Source organism: Asaia sp. Ae19-3 (assembly GCF_059801175.1).
On record NZ_JBCHWF010000001.1, the window covers coordinates 2,203,244 to 2,222,121 of the forward strand.

The 18,878-nt window shown below is 60.4% G+C and carries 18 protein-coding genes and 1 tRNA gene; 6 read left to right on the forward strand and 13 right to left on the reverse strand.

What is annotated here, in order from left to right:
- Nucleotides 1-38 precede the first annotated feature (38 nt).
- A complete protein-coding gene (locus AAID99_RS09570) occupies nucleotides 39-1,085 on the reverse strand; it encodes a threonine aldolase family protein (RefSeq protein ID WP_188425736.1) in 1,047 nt (348 codons plus the stop codon).
- A gap of 77 nt (nucleotides 1,086-1,162) precedes the next feature.
- Here AAID99_RS09570 and folD point away from each other — a divergent pair, with 77 nt between their 5' ends.
- Together folD and AAID99_RS09580 are read left to right on the forward strand one after the other, a co-directional pair.
- The gene (folD, locus tag AAID99_RS09575; RefSeq protein WP_188425735.1) at nucleotides 1,163-2,059 is read left to right on the forward strand and encodes a bifunctional methylenetetrahydrofolate dehydrogenase/methenyltetrahydrofolate cyclohydrolase FolD; all 897 of its coding nucleotides are present in this window, start codon (nucleotides 1,163-1,165) and stop codon (nucleotides 2,057-2,059) included.
- Nucleotides 2,056-2,802, forward strand: a complete 747-nt coding sequence (locus tag AAID99_RS09580) for a methylenetetrahydrofolate reductase (RefSeq protein WP_188425734.1) — start codon at nucleotides 2,056-2,058, stop codon at nucleotides 2,800-2,802. Before folD ends, AAID99_RS09580 begins: the two co-directional genes overlap by 4 nt.
- 7 nt (nucleotides 2,803-2,809) lie before the next feature.
- On the opposite strand, the gene AAID99_RS09585 is transcribed toward AAID99_RS09580, so the two are convergent.
- Both AAID99_RS09585 and AAID99_RS09590 read right to left on the reverse strand, forming a co-directional pair.
- Nucleotides 2,810-3,904 (reverse strand): zinc-binding metallopeptidase family protein, encoded by a 1,095-nt coding sequence (locus AAID99_RS09585; RefSeq protein WP_188425733.1) that lies wholly within the window; start codon nucleotides 3,902-3,904, stop codon nucleotides 2,810-2,812.
- Nucleotides 3,905-3,945: 41 nt separating this feature from the next.
- The gene (locus tag AAID99_RS09590; protein ID WP_188425732.1) at nucleotides 3,946-4,797 is read right to left on the reverse strand and encodes a transglutaminase family protein; all 852 of its coding nucleotides are present in this window, start codon (nucleotides 4,795-4,797) and stop codon (nucleotides 3,946-3,948) included.
- Between the two features lie 287 nt (nucleotides 4,798-5,084).
- On the opposite strand from AAID99_RS09590, the gene AAID99_RS09595 reads away from it, so the two are divergent.
- Both AAID99_RS09595 and AAID99_RS09600 read left to right on the forward strand, forming a co-directional pair.
- A complete protein-coding gene (locus tag AAID99_RS09595) occupies nucleotides 5,085-6,551 on the forward strand; it encodes a circularly permuted type 2 ATP-grasp protein (RefSeq protein ID WP_498493726.1) in 1,467 nt (488 codons plus the stop codon).
- A 26-nt stretch (nucleotides 6,552-6,577) separates the two neighbouring features.
- Complete coding sequence (locus tag AAID99_RS09600; protein WP_188425859.1) at nucleotides 6,578-7,579, forward strand: alpha-E domain-containing protein; 1,002 nt, start codon at nucleotides 6,578-6,580, stop codon at nucleotides 7,577-7,579.
- A gap of 118 nt (nucleotides 7,580-7,697) precedes the next feature.
- Here the strand turns inward: AAID99_RS09600 and recA are convergent, their stop codons facing one another.
- A complete protein-coding gene (recA, locus tag AAID99_RS09605; RefSeq protein WP_264784157.1) occupies nucleotides 7,698-8,738 on the reverse strand; it encodes a recombinase RecA in 1,041 nt (346 codons plus the stop codon).
- A 181-nt stretch (nucleotides 8,739-8,919) separates the two neighbouring features.
- Complete coding sequence (locus AAID99_RS09610) at nucleotides 8,920-10,350, reverse strand: gamma-glutamyltransferase (protein ID WP_498493728.1); 1,431 nt, start codon at nucleotides 10,348-10,350, stop codon at nucleotides 8,920-8,922.
- A gap of 201 nt (nucleotides 10,351-10,551) precedes the next feature.
- Between AAID99_RS09610 and AAID99_RS09615 the strand changes: the two genes are divergently transcribed.
- Nucleotides 10,552-11,319 (forward strand): DsbA family protein, encoded by a 768-nt coding sequence (locus tag AAID99_RS09615; RefSeq protein ID WP_188425729.1) that lies wholly within the window; start codon nucleotides 10,552-10,554, stop codon nucleotides 11,317-11,319.
- Between the two features lie 122 nt (nucleotides 11,320-11,441).
- On the opposite strand, the gene AAID99_RS09620 is transcribed toward AAID99_RS09615, so the two are convergent.
- Both AAID99_RS09620 and AAID99_RS09625 read right to left on the reverse strand, forming a co-directional pair.
- Nucleotides 11,442-12,338 (reverse strand): PPK2 family polyphosphate kinase, encoded by an 897-nt coding sequence (locus tag AAID99_RS09620; protein WP_498493729.1) that lies wholly within the window; start codon nucleotides 12,336-12,338, stop codon nucleotides 11,442-11,444.
- The gene (locus AAID99_RS09625; protein ID WP_498493730.1) at nucleotides 12,331-13,083 is read right to left on the reverse strand and encodes an SDR family NAD(P)-dependent oxidoreductase; all 753 of its coding nucleotides are present in this window, start codon (nucleotides 13,081-13,083) and stop codon (nucleotides 12,331-12,333) included. Before AAID99_RS09625 ends, AAID99_RS09620 begins: the two co-directional genes overlap by 8 nt.
- A gap of 126 nt (nucleotides 13,084-13,209) precedes the next feature.
- On the opposite strand from AAID99_RS09625, the gene AAID99_RS09630 reads away from it, so the two are divergent.
- Nucleotides 13,210-13,794, forward strand: coding sequence for a YqgE/AlgH family protein (locus AAID99_RS09630; protein ID WP_188425727.1), 585 nt, complete (start codon nucleotides 13,210-13,212; stop codon nucleotides 13,792-13,794).
- On the opposite strand, the gene AAID99_RS09635 is transcribed toward AAID99_RS09630, so the two are convergent.
- The 6 genes from AAID99_RS09635 to AAID99_RS09660 form a co-directional block, all read right to left on the reverse strand.
- Nucleotides 13,765-14,751, reverse strand: coding sequence for an ABC transporter substrate-binding protein (locus AAID99_RS09635; protein WP_498493731.1), 987 nt, complete (start codon nucleotides 14,749-14,751; stop codon nucleotides 13,765-13,767). The genes AAID99_RS09630 and AAID99_RS09635 overlap by 30 nt on opposite strands.
- Nucleotides 14,748-15,524 carry an ABC transporter ATP-binding protein gene (locus AAID99_RS09640; RefSeq protein WP_188425726.1) on the reverse strand — a complete coding sequence of 259 codons (777 nt, stop codon included), beginning with the start codon at nucleotides 15,522-15,524 and terminating at the stop codon, nucleotides 14,748-14,750. The genes AAID99_RS09635 and AAID99_RS09640 overlap by 4 nt, the downstream gene beginning before the upstream one ends.
- Entirely contained in the window at nucleotides 15,524-16,510 is a 987-nt protein-coding gene (locus tag AAID99_RS09645; RefSeq protein ID WP_188425725.1) for a FecCD family ABC transporter permease, read from the reverse strand. The genes AAID99_RS09640 and AAID99_RS09645 overlap by 1 nt, the downstream gene beginning before the upstream one ends.
- A 242-nt stretch (nucleotides 16,511-16,752) precedes the next feature.
- A tRNA-Pro gene (locus tag AAID99_RS09650) sits at nucleotides 16,753-16,829 on the reverse strand.
- Between the two features lie 56 nt (nucleotides 16,830-16,885).
- Entirely contained in the window at nucleotides 16,886-17,467 is a 582-nt protein-coding gene (locus AAID99_RS09655; protein ID WP_188425724.1) for an LOG family protein, read from the reverse strand.
- A gap of 27 nt (nucleotides 17,468-17,494) precedes the next feature.
- On the reverse strand, nucleotides 17,495-18,694 hold the full coding sequence (locus tag AAID99_RS09660; protein WP_188425723.1) for an MFS transporter: 1,200 nt from the start codon (nucleotides 18,692-18,694) through the stop codon (nucleotides 17,495-17,497).
- Nucleotides 18,695-18,878 lie beyond the last annotated feature (184 nt).

The following is an 18,878-nucleotide window of genomic DNA, read 5'->3' on the forward strand; positions in this document are numbered from 1 at the left end:
GAAAGGGGCTGCGCCTTTTTTCATGACATCAGCCCGCCTCAGAGTGCTGCAAGCAGCGCATCGACATCGCGGGATTCGGTCGCCCAGCAGGTGACGAGACGAATCAGGACGCCATCGAGACCCGGCGGATTGGTCCAGCGGTAGAATTCATAGCCCTGCGTTTCGAGCTCTGCGACAGCGCGCTCGGGCAATACGACGAACACCTCATTGCCCTGCACCTCGAAAGGCAGGGCCGCCACCGGGAGGCGGCGCAGGCCATGGGCCAGACGCTGAGCCATGGTATTGGCGTGAGCCGCATGGCGCAGCCACAGATCGTTTTCGAGCAGGGCATGGATCTGGGCACTGAGATAACGCTGCTTGGACCAGAGATGACCGCTGCGTTTGATGCGCCGCAGGAAGTTCTTCGCCAGATCCTCGCGAAAGATCACGACTGCCTCAGCGGCCATGGCGCCGTTCTTGGTGCCGCCGAAGCTGATCATGTCGAACCCGGCTCTCCAGCTCACATCGGCAGGGCGGCAGCCAAGCGCTGCAATGGCATTGCCCAGACGGGCCCCATCGAGATGCGTGGCCAGCCCCGCGTCTCGCGCCCGCGCCGTCAGGGCGCCGAGCTGCTCGAGCGTATAGACCGTGCCCCACTCTGTGCTCTGGGTGAGAGACAGGGTCTGGATCGGGCTGGTATGCACACCATGACCGCCATTTTCGGTCAGTGCCCGGTCAAGATCGGCAAGGGCCATGCGCCCATCGGCAGAGGGAAGCGGCACCAGCTTGGCACCGTGCATGAAGAATTCCGGGGCGCCACCTTCATCATTGGCGATATGGGCGCTCTGGTCGCACACCACTGCACCGAAAGGATCGGTTGCCGCAGACAAGGCAAGGCTGTTGGCCGCCGTACCGGTTGCGACCGGAAAGACCCAGACATCGTGCTCGAACACCTCACGCGCCAGAGCCGAAAGAGCCGCAGTCGTCCTGTCTTCTCCATAAGCGGCAGCAGAACCATGATTGACACGGTCGAGCGCCCTCATCACTTCAGGGCAGACAGGGGCGATGTTGTCACTCGCGAAGTTCTTGCGTATTGCCTCGGTCACGTCCGTTCCTCACTTCGTTTGCAGGCCGCGCCTTAGTTTTTCGACCAGCCAGGCCCTTTGTTACAGGAATCCCCCGCATGAAACACGATCCGGCGCTGTCAGGAAAGCTCATCGACGGCAAGGCTATCGCCCGCCGCCTGACGGATCATGTCAAGGCGGAAGCCGAGGCCCTGCGCGAACGCACGGGCAAGATACCGGGACTCGCTGTCGTGCTGGTCGGCAACGATCCTGCCAGTGAAGTCTATGTGAAGAACAAGGCCATCCAGACCCACCGTGCCGGGATGCGCTCCTTCATGCACATGCTGCCCGAAACCACCGGACAGGACGAATTGCTGGAACTGATCGACCGGCTGAATGCCGATCCGCAAATTCATGGCATTCTCGTACAGTTGCCCCTGCCGGCCCAACTCGACCCGATCGTGGTGACGAATGCCATCGCCCCTGAAAAGGATGTCGATGGTCTGGGCGAGGTCAATGCCGGACGCCTGAGCCTTGGCATTGACGGACTCGTGCCCTGCACCCCGCTGGGCTGCCTGATGCTGCTGAAGGAAACACTGCCCGATCTGCGCGGCCTGCATGCCGTGGTGATCGGCGCCTCGAATCTTGTCGGCAAGCCCATGGCCCAGCTTCTGCTCAAGGAAGGCTGCACGGTTTCAGTGGGTCATATCGACACCAGAGACCCTCAGGGCCTTGCCCGCGAAGGCGATATTCTGGTGGTAGCAACAGGAAAGAATGGTCTCGTCCGTGGCGACTGGATCAAGCCGGGTGCAACGGTGATCGATGTGGGCATCACCCGCATCTCGCTGCCGGATGGCAAGACACGCCTTGTCGGCGACGTCGCCTTCGACGAGGCCGCCCCGATTGCGGGCCATATCACCCCTGTGCCGGGTGGTGTCGGCCCCATGACCATTGCCTGCCTGCTGCACAACACCCTTCAGGCTGCGCGCACCGTACTGGAACGCCCTCAGGCATGAGCCGCGTTGCCATAGAGCTGATCCCGCGGGACAGACAAAGCCTGAATGCCGATCTGGCCCTGCTGCGCCAGATCGCCCCGACGGTCGAGACGATCAATCTTCCCGACCTGCTTCGCCTCCCGCTGCGCTCGTGGGAAGGCGCCGCTCTGGCGCAGAATCACGGCTACACAGCCATCCCTCATATTCGCGCCGTCGATATCGCGCCTGACGCGCCCCTCCCCTGCGCCGAGCAGGAAGGCATCAGTGAAGTGCTCGTGATTGCCGGCGATCCACCGCCAGATGCAACGCACCAGGTCTGGCCCAATAGTTCGGCGCAGATCATCGCGCGCTATCGACGCGAGGCGCCTCATCTGACGGTCTATGCCGCCTTTGATCCCTATCGCCGCGCACCGTGGCAGGAGCTCGAAGACCTGAAGCGCAAGCGCGATGCGGGTGCTGCCGGTTTTTTCACACAGCCGCTTTTCGACCAGCGCATGTTCGAGCTCAGCGCCTCATGGCTTGAGAGGGATCGCGTCTTCTGGGGCCTTTCTCCGGTAATCGGGCCAAAATCCCGCGCTTACTGGGAGCGGGTCAATCATGTGGTCTTCCCTCATGATTTCGACCCGAGCCTTGAGGCCAATATCGCTTTCGCGCGTAGCCTGCTGGCCGAGATACGGCGCAGGAACGAGAACGCCTATCTCATGCCACTGCGCGTCTCGCTCGATTCCTATCTCGGCCCGCTGAGCGACCTTCTGAAAGGCTGAGCCACGTTCAACGCGGCGTCTGCCCTGCCTGGGTGTCGCGTATGACGTCATGGATGAAAGCCAGCTTCCGTCTGATGCTGGCCGTCAGCACGAAGGGATAGAAATCCTGCAATCCCATCGACCGGTTGAGGCTGTTGACGGCCATGCTGAGCGGCAGCCAGGCGCCCATGATCGCGTCGAAGCTCAGTGTGAGATAAGGGTCGCCGCCGATTGCAGGCGCCGAGAATTTCGGGGCTGAAGGCGTCAGCGGCGCAATAGCGATGCCATAGAGCCAGGCGGTTTCGAGCGTCGAGACGATGTGCAGATAATGCGCCCAGGTCTCGGCAAAATCCTCCCAGGGATGAGATGCCGCATAGACGCTGACATGCTCTTCCTTCCAGTCATCGGAGGGTGGTTTGGCGTAATGCGCCTTGAGCGCTTCCTGATAATCCTGCCGGTCATCCCCGAAGATTGCCCGGCATTCTTCCAGCCTGCCGCCATCACGTATGAGCAGGTTCCAGTAGTAATGCCCGATTTCATGGCGAAAATGCCCGAGCAGGGTACGATAATACTCACCCATCTCGACGCGCATGCGTTCGCGCTGGTCATCATCGGCCTCGCGTATGGCAAGCGTGATCAGCCCGTTGCTGTGCCCTGTCATGACCGGCGCAGAGCCGTCAGGCGCGTCCTGCAGGAAGTCGAAAGCAAGGCCGTTCTCCGGATCTTCCCGACGGGACACAATCGGCAGTCTGAGGCGGATCAGGGCGTGAAACAGACGGTGCTTTGCTGTCTCGATCTTGCGCCAGCGTTCGAGATTACGGGTGTCGTTCAGATCGGGAATCGTGCGGTTGAACTGGCAGGCGAAGCAGAGCGTCCCACTGGCGCTTTCTTCAGGGCTCAGCAGCCAGTTGCAGGCATCATGGGCATGATTGGCGCAATAACGATGAGGGATGCGCTCATAGCCATATTCCAGAGGCAACCATGTTTCCTCTTCGGGCCCCGGTTCGAGCGCCGTCAGATCCGTCACCTTGTGAAGATAGCCCACCGCATGGTGGCAGGATTCGCAGCGTGTATTTTCGAAAAACAGAGGCTGGTTGCAGCATTCGCAGGAAAAGAGTTTCACGGATCGATCATCCCGGTGGCGATATCATCGGGAACCCCGTGTCATGGTTTTGGTTCCCTGTGAAGATAATGCGCCTGCATCAACACGTCGAATTCGGCAACGCACTGGTCCAGCAGCCCGGAAACCGGAGCGGCGGTCTCTGGCGTATCAGAGGCTGCGAGGGGAATATGGTTCTGCGCTGCCACGAGGCCTGACGTCGTGTCGAACCCTACCCATCCCTGACCCGGCACCCAGATTTCCGCCCAGGCATGCAGATCGCAGACCAGACGGTCCGGATCGGCCTGCAAGGCCGAGGGCTCGATCAGATAGCCCGAGACAAAACGGGCTGCGTATCCCAGATGACGCGCCAGAGCGATCAGCAGCCAGGCACTGTCGCGACATGACCCCGCCTCGCGCGCGAGCGTCTCGCCGGGCGCCCATACCCCAGGCTCCATACGCCGCATGTAATGAAGCCTGGTTGCAATCCGGCGCGCAAGCGCGGTCAGCTGAGTCAGAGACCCCTCTTCTGGCTTTAGATCTGCCTCAGCGAGAAAAGGCGCCAATACAGCGGCGTCGGTGATGGGGCGACGATAGCCGGGGTCCTGCTGACCGAAACCAGTCCGTGCCTCCCCCGACACATGAAAAGGATCGTACGGTGCCAGATCGACGATCATGCTGACATCGACAACGAAGCGGTCCATGCGCCCGGCAAACACAGCCTGCGAAACAAGATTATCATGCCCGTCGAACGCCCAGCTGAGACTGGACTCACCGGGGCCGATGGTCAGCGCATAGCTCGTCATGGCGTTGCGCATACGCAGAGGCGGCCGCAGGCGTATGGTCTGGGGCCCAAGGGAAACCATACGGTCATAGCTGTAGGTCGTGCGATGATTGAGCAGAATCGGTTTGCTCATCTCCCTCGCCTCCCTTCACCAGACTGCATGACGACCTGTTCCCACCCTTTTTATAATGCCCGGCTCGCAATTACGTCATCGTAGCGACGCGACCCCGAAAGGCAACTCAGGGTGTCAGCCCGGATTATTGTGATGAACTGCACCCAAGACAGTTCACATTACTCTTCTTCTCTGGCTGTGCCTGTTTTTTGTATCTTGGCAAAGCGGAAAAACTGATAGTTTAATAAACATTCGTAACGTTCCACCGCAATACGCGCCACGTCATTGCAGGCTAAAGGTGAGAAGAAATGGCGTCTGACAATTCGTCTCCCCACGAGGCGGGTATTTTCTCCACCTACGACAAACCCTCTTATTACTGCGAACTGATGAATCGCGGCGCGGCTCTGCCTGAAGCCTTGCAACAGGTGCAGGACAGGCTCTCGCATCTGACCCTGAGCGATCTGCGCGAGCGTACGGATAATGCCGAAAATCTGCTCTGGCGCCTTGGCATTACCTTCACCGTCTATACAGAGCGGGAAGCGATCGATCGCATCCTGCCTTTCGATCTGATCCCGCGCCTCCTGACCGCAGAGGAATGGTCCTTCATCGAGCGCGGCGTGCAGCAACGCGTCAAGGCCATCAATCTCTTTCTGTGGGACATCTATCACGACAGACGCATTCTGGATGACGGCATCATCCCTGCCGATCTGGTGCAGAACAACGCCAATTACTGCAAGGCCATGATAGGCGTGGACGTGCCCGGCGGCGTCTATGTGCATATCAATGGCACCGATCTGATACGCGACCGCTCGGGTCGTTTTCTCGTGCTGGAAGACAATGCCCGCACACCGTCTGGCGTGTCCTATGTCATCGAAAACCGCCATATGATGCTGCGTCTCATGCCCGATCTGGCGTCAGGCATGGCACTGCGCTCGGTAGAGGATTACGGCGTGCGCCTGCACAAGGCGCTGTGTGATGTCGCCCCAGCCAGCGTGGCTGACCCGCAGGTCGTTCTTCTCTCGCCGGGCATCTATAATTCGGCCTATTTCGAGCATGTCTTTCTTGCACGTGAGATGGGTGTGCCACTCGTGGAGGGGCGTGATCTGGTGGTGAAGGACCACCACGTGTTCATGCGCACCGTAGCGGGGCTGCGACCGGTCCATTCGATCTACCGTCGCATCGACGACGCCTTTCTAGACCCCCTGGCTTTCAACCCCAAGAGCCTTCTTGGCGTGCCGGGACTTGTAGACGCCTATTGTCGTGGCAATGTGACCCTTGCCAATGCACTTGGCACAGGCGTAGCCGATGACAAGGCCGTTTATGCCTATATGCCGCGCATCATTCGCTATTATCTCGGCGAAGACCCCATTCTCGACAGTGTCGAGACCCATATCTGTGCCGAGCCGGAAGGTCTTGCCTATACTCTGGCCAATCTGGCCAATCTGGTCGTCAAGCCTGTCGGGGATTCCGGTGGATACGGGCTCATTATCGGGCCTCATGCCTCGGCCGAGGAACTCGAGACCTTCCGCGAAAAGCTGCTCGAGAACCCGTCCAATTATATCAGCCAGCCCGTGATCGACCTCTCGGTGGTGCCGACCCTCTGCCCCGCCGGGGTCGAGGCCCGCCATGTCGATCTGCGTCCCTTCGCCGTAACGGGAAAATCCACCTGGGTATTGCCCGGCGGCCTGTCACGTGTGGCCCTGCGCAAGGGCTCTCTGGTCGTAAACTCCTCTCAGGGCGGGGGGTCGAAAGACACCTGGGTGATGTCGAAATGAGCCGATTCAATCCGCATATGGCCGGGATGCTGCCCGACCTGAACACATTGCTTTCTCGCTATGCCGAGAACATGATGTGGCTCGCCCGCTATATGGAGCGCATCGAGAACCTGGCCCGTGTGCTGGAAGTGACCGAAGCCTTCGTCCGCGGTGCCGATGGCCGCCCCGTCTGGGAATCGATCGTGCAGATCAATTCGGACGAAGAGCGGTTTCGCGCCCTTTATCCAGCGGCCAGTGAAGAGGATTATCTGCGGTTCTATGTGACCGATTGCGCCAATCCGAGTTCGATCAAGGCGATGGCGCAATGCGTGCGCGAAAATGCCCGCTCGGCGCGCCCGCTGATCTCCACCGAAATGTGGATGCAGCTCAATGTCTTTACCCGCTGGGTGCTCGATCTCGACATGAGCGATATTCGCCGCACGGGACTTTCGGCGCTCTGCAACCGTATCAAGCAGGATTGTCAGTCTCACGCTGGCATTACCGAGGGAACGCTTTACCGCGATCAGGCCTGGCTCTTTTACCTGCTGGGGCGGCATCTTGAGCGCAGCGACCAGATCACCCGTCTGATCGATACGCGCTATCACACGCTTCTGCCTGATGCATCTGAAGTCGGTTCAGAGATCGACATGACGCAATGGGCGTCCGTTCTGCGCTCAGCTGCGGCCTATCACGCTTTCAGACGGCTCAAGCCTGTCACGACCACCCCGGCCAATGTCGTAGGCTTCCTGCTCAAGAATGAGGGGTTTCCGCGCTCTCTGGCCCTCAATCTGCGCCACGCCGATTCTGTTCTCGGGGCGCTTTCGACCCATTACAACCTGAGACGTCAGTGCTCGGATGTGCAGGAGAGGTTGTCCGAACTGCGCGCCATGCTGGAAGACCAGACCGCCGAGGAGATCATCATCCGCGGGCTGCATGAATGCATGCACTGGATACAGGAGCAGATCGAAGCCTGCCAGAACAGCCTTGCAGCAGCCTATTGGCCGCCCGCAGAGCCCGTTGCTCTCAGCAGGCAATCACAATCGCAATAGACAAGACGCCTCTTTACCCTCAGGAAAGAGGCGCCTTCTCTTCATTCCCCGGATCAGGGTCCCAAAGGGCGACAGCTCTTTGGAAAGTGCAGGGTAGAAGCCCTGCACTTGTGGCCACTCAGCCTTCTGAATCGTCTTCCTGCTCGTCGGGCGACGTCATCATGGCGTCTGCCACCACACCGGATTGCTCGCGAATGCGGCGCTCGATATCGGCGGCCATCTCGGGGTGATCGCGCAGGAACTGTTTGGCGTTTTCACGCCCCTGACCGACGCGGGTGCTATCGTACGAGAACCAGGCGCCTGACTTCTCGACGATATTCGCCTTGACGCCAAGATCGATCAGCTCACCGACCTTGCTGATGCCTTCACCGTACATAATGTCGAACTCGACCTGACGGAAAGGCGGGGCCATCTTGTTCTTGACCACCTTTACGCGTGTCTGGTTGCCAACCACCTCGTCACGATCCTTGATCGAGCCGATGCGGCGGATGTCGAGACGAACCGACGCGTAGAATTTGAGCGCGTTACCGCCCGTCGTGGTTTCGGGATTGCCGAACATCACGCCGATCTTCATGCGGATCTGGTTCAGGAAGATGATCATGGTGTTCGAGCGCGAGACGGTGCCGGTCAGCTTGCGCAGGGCCTGGCTCATCAGACGGGCATGAAGACCGACATGACTGTCGCCCATATCGCCCTCAAGCTCGGCGCGCGGCACGAGAGCGGCCACAGAGTCGACCACCAGCACATCGACTGCACCGGAGCGCACGAGCGTGTCGGCAATCTCAAGCGCCTGCTCGCCGGCATCGGGCTGGCTGAGAAGCAGGTTGTCGACGTCCACACCCAGCTTGCGGGCATAACCGGGGTCCAGAGCATGCTCGGCATCGATGAAGGCGCAAGTACCGCCCTTCTTCTGGGCCTCGGCGATTGCATGAAGCGCCAGGGTCGTCTTGCCCGAGCTTTCAGGACCGTAGATCTCGATGATACGACCGCGCGGCAGACCACCGATACCGAGACCGATATCGAGTCCGAGCGAACCGGTCGAAATCACGTCCGCCTGTTCCTTGGGGCGCTGCCCCATACGCATGATCGAGCCCTTGCCGAAAGCACGTTCGATCTGGCTCAGCGCACCCTCGAGTGCTTTCGTCCTGTCTACGCTCATGTCCTGTCCTCCGCTCGCATCAGTCTCGCCGAACTCCGTCTGAACGGCAATCGGGCGCCGAGCGATTCGTATTGATCGTTCACTTTTGTTCTGGGGAACATATCATGATCATCTCCCCTTTGCACAAGGGGGACAAAGAAAAATGCCCCCTCTTTCGAGGGGGCATGAAACCGTGTCCTGATCAGTTATTGACGCTGCCAACCGACAAGCCGCCGCCGCGGGGGTCAGTGTCGCCATGACACGTGTCACCCTTGCAGAGCGAGGCATTCACACGCCCCTGGCCTTCATGCGGCACTTCCGTGCCCGATATGGCGGCGCGGGCTGCTGAAGCAAGGGCATCAGCGGCATCGTTCTGACCGGAGCTGGCCAAAGCTGCCACGAGGTTGCCCCGCCTCTGGACGATGGCGGCGGAGAGCAGCGGCGCAGGGTAGCGCCCCGGTGAAGCCGCGAGCAGCACACCCGTGCCGTCGGCCATGCGCCCGGTACCGAACAGGTTGTTGTTGGTCAGGGCACAGGCCACGGCGCCACCCTTGTTGTCGGTGGCCACAAACGAGGTCGAGGCCGGAAGCGCAGGAAGAGCGCCGGAGCGGCTGGAACCGGCATTGACCAGCGTCTGCGCTGCGCTCAGCAGGGCATCGCCACTCAGAGCGTGACGGTCTTCGCTACGCCATGTCGCGACTACACCCTGTGCCGAGGCGCCTGAGTGGAACGCAGCAGCAGCGCCGATTCCGCCATCGGCCGGAGGCGGCAGGAACGAGGCCGTATAGCCGTCCTGCTCCACCTGAAGGGCAGCAAGCTGCGCAGGCATGGCGGTACGCAACGACGCTGTGGATAGCCCTGCCCCAGCCTTGTTGGCGCCTTCGACGAAAATCGCACCGAGCGCACCGTTATAGAGATCGCCCACGCCAAGATTGGTCATGCGCTCAAGGAAGCTGGCGAGCTGCGGCTGTACCATCGCATCGCCGTTCTGAAGCGGCGTGCCGTCAGCGCGGCTGAATACGGTGTGAGCTGCGTCATCCGCAAAGAGCGGCGTCTGAACGGCTGCGATATCCTGCGCCAGAACGCGGCTGACCGTCGTGCCGCTGCGAGCCAGACGGACAGACGGGCCGAGCAGATCGGCAAATTCGACCGTGCCATAACGCAGCTGCATGGTGAACAGGCCACGCGGCGTCATCGGAATGGCGGCCTGACGCGTGGCCGGTACCGCCGGCGCTGCAGCCGGCAGGAAGACGAAGGCCTGAGGCGCCTCGCGCCCACGGCTCACAAGACAGGCGCCACCGCCGCCCAAAGAGGCACGCGAGGGCAGCGTGACGGCAAGCGCCATGCCGACCGCCACAGCGGCATCGGCAGCATTGCCGCCATGCACCAGCACGTCGCGCCCGATCAGCGCCGCACGCGGCTCATCAGCCACAACGGTGCCGATATAACCGGTGACGATCGGCGTGGTCTTGCCGAACAGGTTATGACCGATATGCGCGACATCGCTGCACCCGGCCAGAAGCATTGCCGCAGTCAGGGCGCAGGCCGAGCGCAAACCCGCCTTGCGCGTGCTGCGCTCTGCGGGGCGACAGGGGGCGTTCGTCCGACGATGCGCCACGTGCGGTGTCTCCATGACCCGGCAAGCCTCTTCTCTTCTGTTCCGCGTGGCCTGTCTTCGCAGCCGAAGACGCAACCCTTCGGAAATTGGGTTCGTTAACGCATCTAACCGTGATCAGGACGATGGGCAACCTGCCAGACGTGTCCCTGTTTTGCGAAATCGTCTTCTCTGTCTTATGCAGAAGCTTCTCTTCTCCCGCCCAGCAGGATCGCTCTCATGACCCGCCCGACCCGCGCCCGGCTTGCCGGTGCCTTTCTCGCCCTCGGCCTGACCGCATCGGCCAGCGTTCCCGCCTTCGCCGACCCTGCGAGCAGCTTTACCCCGCAGCAGCGGGCAGAAATCGTCTCCATCCTGCATCAGGCGCTCAAGGACGATCCGACCATCCTGAGCGACGCCATCGTCGCCCTACGTCAGGGTGCACAGCAAAAGGCAAGCGATGACGCCCTTTCCCATGTGAAATCCGACCGTGAGCGCCTGCAGAAAGGCCCGGATTACACGGTGCGTGGCAATCCGAATGGCGATCTGACGATTGTGGAATTTCTAGACCCGCGCTGTGGCTATTGCCGCAGCATGGTGCCGGTCGTGGATGCCCTGCTCAAGGCCGATCCGAAACTGCGCCTCGTCGAGAAGATCGTCCCGGTGTTGAGCGAGAAGAGCGTGCTCGACACCCAGGCCATTTTTGCTGCGGCCCTTCAGGGGGGCTATGAGAAGATGAAGCGCGCCCTGATGCAGGACACGGCACCGCCGACGCTCGACCGCATTCGTCAGCTCGCCACAGCCAACGGCATGAGTGCCGACAAGCTGGTCAGCGATATGCACGCCTCCAGCGTTGCCGCCCAGATCAACGAGAACCTAGCTGAAGCCCGGCTGATCGGCCTGGACGGCACGCCTACCTTTGTGTTCGGCACGAGTGCTATCATTCCCGGCGCCGTCTCGGCAGAGGAAATGCGCGCCCAGATCAAGAACGCGCGCGCTGCTCACTGACCCAGCTGGTCTCTGCCAGTACCCGGCAGAGACCAGGGCCCTGCACCCCGGTCACGATAGCGGGTTCCCAAAGGGCGACTGCCCTCTGGTGGGGCGCGGGGCAGCGCCCCGCTTCCTCCTCTTTACGGATGGCTCGCCTTGATGGCCGCTTCCAGCCGTTCGAGATTTTTGAGAATTTCCGGTGAAGGCGGCGGCGGCTCAGGGCTCAGGCTCTCGAGTTTTTCGATCAATGCCTCCATGACCACCATGCGCGAGAACCACTTCTTGTTGGACGGCACGACGAGCCAGGGCGCGTGTTCGCAGGCGGTAGCGCGGATCGCCTCCTGATAGGCTGCCTGATAATCGGGCCAGAACTTGCGCTCGGCCAGATCGCTCTCGTCGAACTTCCAGCGTTTATCCGGACGGTTCAGGCGGCGCAGCAGCCGCTCCTGCTGACAATCAGGCGACATGTGCAGCATGACCTTGAGGATATGAATGCCCTGACGAGAGAGATAGGCCTCGAAATTGGTGATATCCTCCAGGCGATGATCCCAGAACTCCTGTTTCTTGGGGTCACCCTTCATCCCGTTTGTGTTGAGCGTATCGGCATGCACACGCGCCACCAGCACATCTTCATAATGGCTGCGGTTGAATACACCCACCTGCCCACGACCTGGCACGGCCATATGCACGCGCCACAGATAGTCGTGGGAAAGCTCGATATCGCTCGGCTTCTTGAACGAGACGACCTTCGTACCCTGGGGGTTCATGCCGGTCATGACGTTGAGAATCAGGCTGTCCTTGCCCGCACCATCCATGCCCTGAAGCACCAGCAGAACCGAATGGCGGTGCTCGGCCGCAAGACGCTCCTGCAGCACACCGAGGCGCTGCCTGCGCTTATCGAGCCAGGTTTCGACCTCGTCCTTGTCGAAACCGCCATGGTCGTCCGGCTTGACGGAATCGAGCTGAAAGCTTTTTCCGTCAATTACCATGTAACGCCCGGGGAGTTTACGGGCTACGCTCGCTGTGAGTTCAGTCACTTTTTCTATCCACTGCAAGACCACCGGCTGCCTGGCAGACAGGCATCATTTCGATGGCATTGATGTTCACATGCGGAGGCTGGCTCAGCAGCCATGAGACGGTCGAGGCGATATCCTCAGGCGTAAGCGGATCGGTGCCTTTATAGACATCCGCAGCCTTCTGGTTATCGCGCAGACGCACATTGCTGAACTCGCTGCCACCACACAGACCAGGTTCGATCGTGCTTGCCCGGATACGTGTTCCCAGCAGATCCGTACGCAGATTGCGCATGAACTGGCCGACGAAGGCCTTGGTGGCGCCGTAGACGTTACCCCCGACATAGGGATAGGTGCCAGCAACACTGCCAAGCGTAATGATGTATCCGAGGTTGCGTTCGATCATCTGGGGAAGAAACGCACGAGTAACCTCGACGACACCCGTCACATTCGTGTCAATCATGGTTCTCCAGTCCCTGAGATCGGCATCCTGGGCTTTTCCAACGCCCAGAGCGAGACCGGCATTGTTGATCAGCACATCGACCTGACGCCAGGCAGAGGGCAGACTTTCAGGGAGAGAGGCAATCTTCTGCTCGTCGGTAACATCCAGTTCCACAGGCAGGAACGCATCGCCAAGTTCGTGATGCAGCGCGTCGAGACGCTCCTTGCGGCGCCCCGTGCCGATCACCTTATGCCCCTCTTTTACGAGGCGCATTGCTATGGCCCGACCAAAACCGGCCGTCGCGCCAGTCACCAGAATTACCGCCATTGTCTCTTCCCTTCTCAGACTGCAGGTCATGCGCAGGACGCACCCGTTCAGACGGGTGACGCCGCCTATGGTTGCCGCAAGGACCAACTCTTGCAAAACCACAGGCGATGGCCGACATTTTCAGCCATGGCTTCTGATTTCACAAATTCCGCTGACAATCTGACAGGGCGCCTGCTTATTTCGAGCCCGACGCTTGGCGATTCGGAATTTGCCCGCAGCGTTGTTTATGTCTGCGCCCATTCCGCCACAGATGGCGCCATGGGCCTCATCATCAACAAGCGCGCGCCTCACCCGACGCTGGAAACCCTGCTCGAACAGCTTGAGATCACGCCCTCACCCCCACGTCGTCGCATCAATCTGTGCATGGGCGGGCCTGTGGAGCCAACACGCGGCTTTGTTCTGCATTCCGCCGACTGGCAGCGCGATGACAGCCTGCTGATCAATAACGAGAACTGCCTGACGGCAAGCCTCGATATCCTGCATGAAATCGCCAATGGCAAAGGCCCGCGTCAGGCGCTGCTGGCGCTCGGCCATGCGTCCTGGGAGCCTGGTCAGCTTGAAGACGAAATCATCCGCCAGAATGCCTGGCTCAACGCCCCCGCCTCGGATGAGCTGATCTTCGGGGCCAATCACATGGCAAAATGGCGCAAGGCCCTGGCAGCCATCAATATCGACCCGCTTCTATTGTCCAACCTTGTCGGACATGCCTGAGCATTTTTCGGGCAAGGGCGGCTGGGCATCGAGAATGCGGGCAGCATCGGCCTCATCGAGCGTATGACGGTAGAAATCACGATAGAAATCCCTGATCTGCCCTATCATGGCCGGTCGGTCGACCGCGCCGTTGCGTACGATCTGACGCGCCCAGACGATCTGCAGCAGTAATTCGGGGCTGTAGCGATCCCAGTTGAACACTCCAGCCGGATTGCGAAACACCTTGTGCTGCATCACAGCCGGGATCTGCAACCAGAGGGCATTACCCGCCAGCCGCTCCGGACTGCCTGAATCCGCCCCCATGATGATGATGTCAGGCGCCCAGCTCAGGATCTGCTCGAGCGAGACGGGGCGCTTGTTGCCGTGCAGACCCGTCGCCGCGTTCACGCCGCCCGCGTCGCGTATCCATTCATCGATGATGCTCTGATCGCCATCCACCGTCAGGGGCTCGAATGACGCGATATGCAGGATACGGGGTGTTCCGCTTTTCGGTGCGCGCTCGGCCAGAAGATGCGAGAGGGCCTGCCTGTAATGTCTGGCCTGGGCCTTTGCGACAGGCGTATCGAGAAGCGTGGCGCTCTGGTCGAGCGTGCTCAGCAAGCCTGCAAAATCGGTAAACCCGACTGCAACGGCATTCAGGCCGAGCTTTTGCAGCCCCTCGACGCTATGCGATTGTGTGGTGACAAAAGTCAGGTCGGGATGCAGCGCCAGAACCGCTTCGGCATTCAGAGTCATGCTGCTGAAAAACTGTGCGTGGCGTAGTTGGGGCGCGAGACAAACCATCCAGGGAAAGCGGCTGGGTGAAATCACCGTGCCGATAATCCGGTCAGAAGCCCCGAGCATGATCAGCGTTGCATTATGGGCGTACCACCCATCGACGATGCGCTCAGGCGCCGCCAGCGCTGCGGGTGCGCCAAGACCGAGACACAGCGATAAACCTGCCAGAATCCGTTTCACGATTTTTCGTCTCCCCCCATGAAAAAGCGCTGACCGTCATGATCGTGATGACGCAGCGAGACACCATAGAATGCAGCAAGCCTCGCAGAATCCATCACGGTTTCCGGCTGCCCCTCGGCCAGCACACGACCATGCTCCAGCAACACCACGTGAGACGCATGACGATAGACAAGATCGGGCTGATGCGCCGTCATGATGACCAGTCTTCCTTCCCGCGCCAGCTGCTCCAGAAGCGCCATGAGCCTGATCTGATGACCGTAATCGAGCCCGGATAGCGGCTCGTCGAGCACGAGAACCGGTGCGTCCTGCACCATCACACGCGCCAGCAGGACGCGCTGATATTCGCCCCCCGACAATGCTGTACAGGGCCTGTCACGCAGATCGGCCAGACCGAGCAACGCGAGGGCGGCCTCGACCCGAGACATATCCTGGTCCGAAAGCCCTCGCGTGAGGCTACCATAAGGCAGACGCCCCAGTCCGACGATCTGCGCCACGCTGTAGGGCGGCAGCACATCACGGTTTTGCGGCACATAGGCCATGAGCCGCGCGATCTGCTGGCGCGAGAGGCCAGACAGATCCTTTCCGTCGACCAGCACCCTGCCGGTTTCGGGGCGTGAAAGGCCCAGCATCAGACGCAGCAGAGTGGTCTTGCCAGCGCCGTTGGCGCCGAGAATGCTCACCAGCTCACCCTTGCGAAACGCAAGCGACAGATCGCGCAGGATAACCCTGCCTGAACGCGCGAAACCGACAGAGTCGAGCGACAAGAATGCCATCAGAGCCGCCCTTCCCGTCGGAGCTGACGCAGGACGAGAATGAATCCGAGGGCACCCAGCAGCTCTGTCATCATGCCCAGCGGGATTTCCGAAGGGGACAAACTGCGTGCCGCCGTATCAGCCAGGAGCAGGCAGCAAGCCCCGAGAAGGGCAGCGAAGGGCAGCAAGCGCCTGTGCTCTGGCCCGATCAGCAGACGGGCCATATGGGGCATGATCAAACCGACCCAGCCAATGATACCGGCCAGTGAGACGGTAAGCGCGCTCAACGCTGTTGCGACAGCCAGCATAGCGAGGCGCAACAGGCCGATAGGCAAGCCAAGGCTGCGGGCCTCGTCATCACTAAGACCAAAAACATCAAGCACCCGTCCGCTCGCCCAAAGCACGCCCATACCGAGCGAAAGCAGGGGCACCAGGACGACCAGCTGGGGCCAGTCGGTCTGGGCGAGGCTGCCGAGCAGCCAGTAGATGATGGTCGGCAACTGATCGAAAGGATCAGCCAGATATTTGAGCAGCGACAGCAAAGCCGTAAAAAGCGCGCTGCTGATCAGGCCGCCCAGCAGAAGAGGCAGGACTCCCTCCCTGCCCACAAGCCGCGCGACGATAAAGCCGAAGCCTACTGCACAGCATCCACCCAGAAAGGTCGAGATCTCGATTGTCAGGGCGCTGCCATGGGCGATGATCGCGCCAGCAGCACCAAACGCAGCGCCACTCAGCGCACCGAGCAGATCGGGTGACACGAGCGGATTACGGAATACCGACTGAAAGGCACTTCCCGACATGGAAAGCGCTGCCCCCACAAAAAGCGCTGCAATCATGCGTGGCAATCTTGCCTGAAGCAGCACCGCCCGGATTTCGGGAGCGCCCCGCCCTTCAAGGCTATGAAGCAGATCGACAGGGCTCAGGGCGTAGCGCCCGATGATCAGGCTCAGACCGAAACCCAGCGCGAGCACAAGAAGAGCAGCGGCAAAGCAGAGGCGACTGCGCATGAAAGCTTTTTCCCCCGACGCAGCATCTTTGCCTCGCGCCTGCTCGACCTGAACGACAATCCAGTTCAGCGATACGGATCATCTGCGCAATTGGCGAGAGTGAAACCACACCGAATGACATCGATCTGTCAGCAAACAGGGAAAAGGGGGTAATTAACTCGACCGGAATTCTGATCGCCTCACCCTAAAGCGAGAAAAAGATCAGATTTTCCGGGAGAAGCCCCCCAAAGGGGGAAATTATCTGGTCGGAGTGAGAGGATTCGAACCTCCGGCCCCTGCGTCCCGAACACAGTGCTCTACCAGGCTGAGCTACACTCCGAACCGATGGATGGGGCTATACTGCCAGTTGCGCGGCTCCGCAAGGGGGGGTGACTCTCAAAGTCGATGGGTTTCGGATTTTTCCTCGCGCTTTTTCTCGCGGCCCAGAACATCGAATGCCTCGGTAACACTTGAGACGACGGTGTACAGGCGGCGTGCAGACGGATCGGCCAGCCCCTGTTCGATAGACGCTTCGAGGGCCGCAATGACATGCACCGCCCAATTGGCGACATTGACGATCAGGATCGGCTTGTCATGCAGGGAAAGCTGACGCCAGGTCAGGATCTCCATGAGTTCATCGAATGTCCCGAGGCCACCGGGCAGGATCAGGAACGCATCTGCCTTGGCAAACATCAACCGTTTGCGCTCATGCATCGACTCGGTGACGATCAGATCGGTCACCCGATCATTCATTACCTCACGATCATGCAGAAAGGTCGGGATGATACCCGTCACCTCACCACCCGCCGAAAGCGCGGCTTCAGCAACCACCCCCATCAGACCAACCGCGCCGCCACCATAGACGAGGTGAATATGCCGCTCCGCAAGGCCTTTGCCCGTTGCGCGGGCAGCTTCGGCAAATTCTGGCCAGGCTCCATGGCGCGAGCCGCAGAAAACAGCGGCGGCAGCGATCGTCATCTCGAACTTATCCTTTGAACAATGGTGTCAGGCTTTGGCCACGCGACGCAGCCGGATCACCTGCACGATACCGAGAAATGTAATACATGCCGTGAAGATGAACAGAGCCATATAGCCCGATGCGTGAATCACGAGGCCAAGCAGCGGGCCGGAAATACCGACGGCAAGATCGAGGAATACCGAGAACGCCCCAAGCGCCGCACCACGGTTTTCTGCCCCTGCCCTGTCAACAGCCAGAACACCCAGCGCCGGAAAGACGAGAGAGAACCCTGCCCCCGTCACCGCAGCCCCCAAGGTCGCCGCCTCAGCCGAAGGGACAAAAGCCAATATCAGGAGCCCCAGCGTTTCGACCGCCAAAGAAATGAGGGCCACATTCGTGCCGCCGATACGACCGATCTGCCGGGCAAACACGAAGCGCACAATCACGAACACCATGCCGAACACAGCCAGTGCCTGAGCGGCGTCAGGCCAATGCTCGGCAGCGAAATAGAGCGCGAGACAGGACGAAATCGCACCAAACCCCACCGAACCCGCAGCCAGCGCGCAGCCATGCGGCAGCACGAGCTTGAAAACCTTCGCAAACGGCATGGCAGGCGCGTCATGTCTGATGGGCGCCACGGCAGGATAGGAAATTGCCAGAGCCGTCCCTACGGCGGGGAGAATGATGGACACAATGCCCAGCGTGACGAGACCGCCCCAACCGCCGCCCAGATGGGACATCTGCTCGCCGATGGTGGCACCAAGCGCGATGCCGCCATAGGAGGTAATCCCGTTCCACGAAATGACCTGGGCTGTGTTGGCCGCACCTGCGCGACGGATATTCCAGACGATCGCGGCGGTGGTCGCCCAGCTTTCTGCCCAACCAAGCACAAGACGGCTGACGAAAAGACAGACCAGGGAAAGGGGTATGAGAGAGGCAGTCAGCCCCGAGACAAGAAGGAGCAGACCCGAGCCTATTCCGAGCGCCAGCCCGGCCACTGCAACGGGTTTGGGCCCCTGTGTATCGATGCGTCGACCAGCAGAAGCACGCGAGGCAAATGTCGAAAAATACTGCAGCGAGACGGCAAACCCGGCGATCACAGTATTGCAATGCAGAACAGTGTGAACGAAGAGCGGAATGACGGCCATCGGAAGGCCGATCACGATATAAATGATCAGATTGAGCGAAACGACCGGCAGGATGCGTCCGATCGGAGAACGCGGCACCACATCCTGCCCCGCAGCCATCTCGATTTCCTTGATACGTTACTCGTTGTGAGACCTTGGGTTCTGCCAGCCCGGCTGCAGGCTGTCACCCCATTCGGACGCTTTTGCTCCCGTTTTTCCAGATCACGCTGCGCCCAGTGCACAGATCAGAACCGAAAAGGCTGCACCAAGCCAGAGGGATGAGGAAGAAAACACCGTGAGCATG